Here is a 3830-nt window from a genome sequence, read left to right as displayed (position 1 = left end):
GAGAATACAGGTAATGTTGCTTTAAGTGGAGTGAATGTTAGTGAGACGTTATTTAGCGGAACTGGCACCACACCGACCCCTGTCTTTGTTAGTAATAATGGGGGTAGTTTAATCGGGATGTTAGTTCCTGGTGAGCGTGCTACCTTTACAGGGATGTATACCTTAACTCAGGCGGATATTGATGCCGGAGGAATAGAGAACAGTGCTACAGGTACAGGAACCCCACCAGCAGATCCAGATGGTACGGTGAATCCGGCGATCACGGATGTTTCTGATGCGGGTGATGATACCTTGAATGAGCCTGGTTTAGATGGTACAGATGATGGGGATACAGATTTTGAGAATGATCCTACGGTAGTGTTAACACCCGCGAGTTCCAGTTTAGCTACGGTTAAGACGAGTGTTTTGGATATTACTGGTGGTGTTGATGCTACGATTGCCGATGTTGGCGATGTGTTTACCTATACCTATACGGTTGAGAATACGGGTAATACGACGTTAACAGGAGTGAGTGTTAGTGAGACGGTGTTTAGTGGTACAGGTACGACTCCAACACCAGTGTTTGATATGAATGATGGTCCAAGTGCTGCGGGTACGTTGATTCCTGGTGAGACGGCTACTTTTGAGGCGACCTATGCGATCACTCAGGCAGATATTAATGCCGGCGGATTAGAGAACAGTGCTACGGGTACGGGTACGCCTCCTGCGGATCCAGATGGTACGGTGAATCCGGCGCTTACAGATGTTTCTGATGCCGGTGATGATACGCTCAATGAACCTGGTTTAGATGGTACAGATGATGGAGATACAGATTTTGAGAATGATCCTACGGTGAGTTTGATTCCCGCGAGTCCCTCATTATCTACCTTAAAAAGTGGCGTATTAGATATCACTGGCGGCTTAGATGCTACGGTTGCTGATGTTGGGGACACGATAGAATATACCTATACGGTTCAGAATACCGGAAATGTTGATGTGACCAGTGTGAGTGTTAGTGAGACGGTGTTTAGTGGAACGGGTGGTGCCCCAACCCCTGTATTTGATATGAATAGTGGCGCTAGTGCTCCTGGTACGTTAGTTCCTGGTGAGATTGCGACCTTTAGTGTACTATATGTTTTAACACAATTAGATATTGATGCCGGAGGTATTGAGAACAGTGCTACAGGTACTGGTACGCCTCCTGCAGATCCAGACGGTACGATCAATCCCGCGATTACGGATGTTTCTGATGCGGGCGATGATACGATTGAGACTCCTGATTTTTCTGGCAATACCGATGGAGATCCAAGTAATGATCCAACCATTACTATCATTCCTGCAGCTCCAGAAGCTACCCTTACCAAGAGTGGAGTGATTAATGATGGAGGCGATGGTATTGTGGATGCTGGTGATACGATTACTTATACCTTTAGTGTAGAGAATACCGGAAATGTGACATTGGATAATCTTACCTTCACTGATTTATTAACGAGTAGTGTTGATGTGGCGATAGTGCCTTCTACGCTGGTTCCTGGAGCTACAGGTAGTGCTGTGGTTGTGTATACGATTGATCAGGATAATATTGATTTGGGTAGTATTACGAATTCTGCTACGGTGACGGGTGATAGTCCATCGGGTAGTGGAGATGTTACGGATGTTTCTGATGATGGAGATGAGCTTGTCGATGGTCCTGATGTAGATACAGACCCCACCAATGATCCTACAGTAACGGTATTACCACCAAATCCATCGATGGTACTTACTAAAACAGATGATCCACCAGCAGATGGTTCCTATGATACTGTAGGTGAGATTATCACTTATACTTTGGCGATAACCAATGATGGTAATGTTACTTTGAGTAATGTGGAGGTCACTGATGGTAATGCTGATACGATTGTTCCTTCTACTATTGCTAGTATTGCTCCTGGTGAGACGGTAACGGTTACTGCAACGCATGGGATTACCCAATTAGATATTGATGATGGTATGGTTACCAATACGGCCAATGTAGAAGCTGAGGCACCAGACACTACAGTGTTTGATGTAGATTCTGATGATCCTGATACGGCTGCTCCTGATGATGCAACGGTGACTCCTGTTGATCAGAACCCGGAGTTGACCTTGATTAAATATTCAGAAGATCCTTTAGATGGGGCTTATGATACGGTAGGAGAAGTTATTATGTATAGTCTTGAGTTGACCAATACAGGGAATACTACCTTAAGTGATGTGGTTGTTAATGATCTTAATGCTGATGTAGGCAGTGTAGTTCCTTCTAGTATTACTACGATGGCTCCTGGAGATGTTGTGATGATTACTGCTGAGCATACGATTACTCAAATGGATCTAGATATGGGTATGGTCTTGAATCAAGCAGATGTTGTAGGAGAAACTCCTGATGGGACTCAGGTAGTTGATCTTTCTGATGATCCTACAACTCCAGATCCTGATGATGCGACTCAAACCAATACGGGTCTTATTACCTTTGGAGCATTGTCTGTTACAAAGGTTCCTGACAGCTATTCTTTCTCTGATGTAGGAGATGTGATTACCTATACTATTGAGATAGAAAATACAGGTACGGTTACCTTAAGTAGTCTTATGGTGCTTGATGACAATGCTACGATTATATCAGGTCCTACACCAACTGAGATTGCTCCAGAGGCGATTGCTACGGTGATTGCTGAGCATGTGGTTACTCAAGAAGATATTGAATCGGGTCAAGTGTTGAATATTGCAGAAGTCATGGGTCTTACCCCTATGGGTGATGATATTTTTGATTTCTCTGACGATCCTAATAATCCATCAGATATTGATGCCAATAGTGATGGAGACCCTGATGATCCTACTATTAGTTATAGAGATAGTGATGGAGATGGCGTTGTTGATCCTTTTGATTTGGATGATGACAATGATGGTATTACCGATATTGAAGAACAAAATGGGGATCCTGATTTGGATACCGATGGAGATGGAGTGATTGATCGTTTGGATCTCGATGCAGATGGAGATGGTGTTTTAGATGTTTATGAATCGGGAGCAGACTTAGCAGCTGTTACTGTGTCTGTATCTGGAGTTATTGAAGGGAATGTCGGGAGTGATGGGATTCCTGATGGAGTTCAAAATTCTGGAGGTTTTGATGCCGGAGATGTGAACTATCCGATACAAGATACTGATGGCGATGGTATAGATGACTTCCAGGATATAGATGATGATGATGATGGTCTTTTGACTGCCGATGAGCAATCGGATCCTGATGGTAATGGCAATCCAGACGATGCTATAGATACAGATGGGAATGGTATCCCTGATTACTTAGAGCCTAATACATCTCTGACCGATGGAGAGGATGGTATTACGGTCTTTAATGGGATGTCTCCTAATGGGGATGGGGTGAATGACGCCTTTATCATTAGTGGTCTTTCAGGTATTGAGAATACATTATCGATTTATAACCGTTGGGGCGTCGAGGTTTATCAGACGACTAATTATGGAAGCGATGATAATTTCTTTAGAGGTACTTCTAATGGAAGAACCACGGTAGAGGCCTCGGATCTTTTGCCGGTAGGTACGTATTACTATGTACTGGAGTATGTTCTTAGTGTTAATGGATCAGAAGAACAAAAGAGCAGAGCAGGATACTTGTATATCAACAGATAATCAACTAAAAAAATGAATTACCCGTGGGTAGTGTACTCACGGGTAGAATTGAAAACTAGTAAATAATAGCGGATGAAAAAAATATACAAAATAGTGGCAGTCGCCCTTTTGAGTTTTGTTTCTCATGATCATTATGGGCAGCAAGATGCTCAATATACGCAGTATATGTATAATACCATTAGTGTTAA

General features: G+C 43.1%; 1 protein-coding gene. It reads left to right on the top strand.

Annotation, left to right across the window (positions count from 1 at the left end):
- Window positions 1-3642, top strand: a 3642-nt coding sequence (locus DZ60_RS0121750) for a DUF7507 domain-containing protein (RefSeq protein ID WP_025744117.1), incomplete at its 5' end; no start/stop codon positions are given.
- Window positions 3643-3830 lie beyond the last annotated feature (188 nt).

This window comes from Aquimarina pacifica, assembly GCF_000520955.1.
Classification (GTDB): domain Bacteria; phylum Bacteroidota; class Bacteroidia; order Flavobacteriales; family Flavobacteriaceae; genus Aquimarina; species Aquimarina pacifica.
This window is presented reverse-complemented; position numbering and strand designations above follow the sequence as displayed.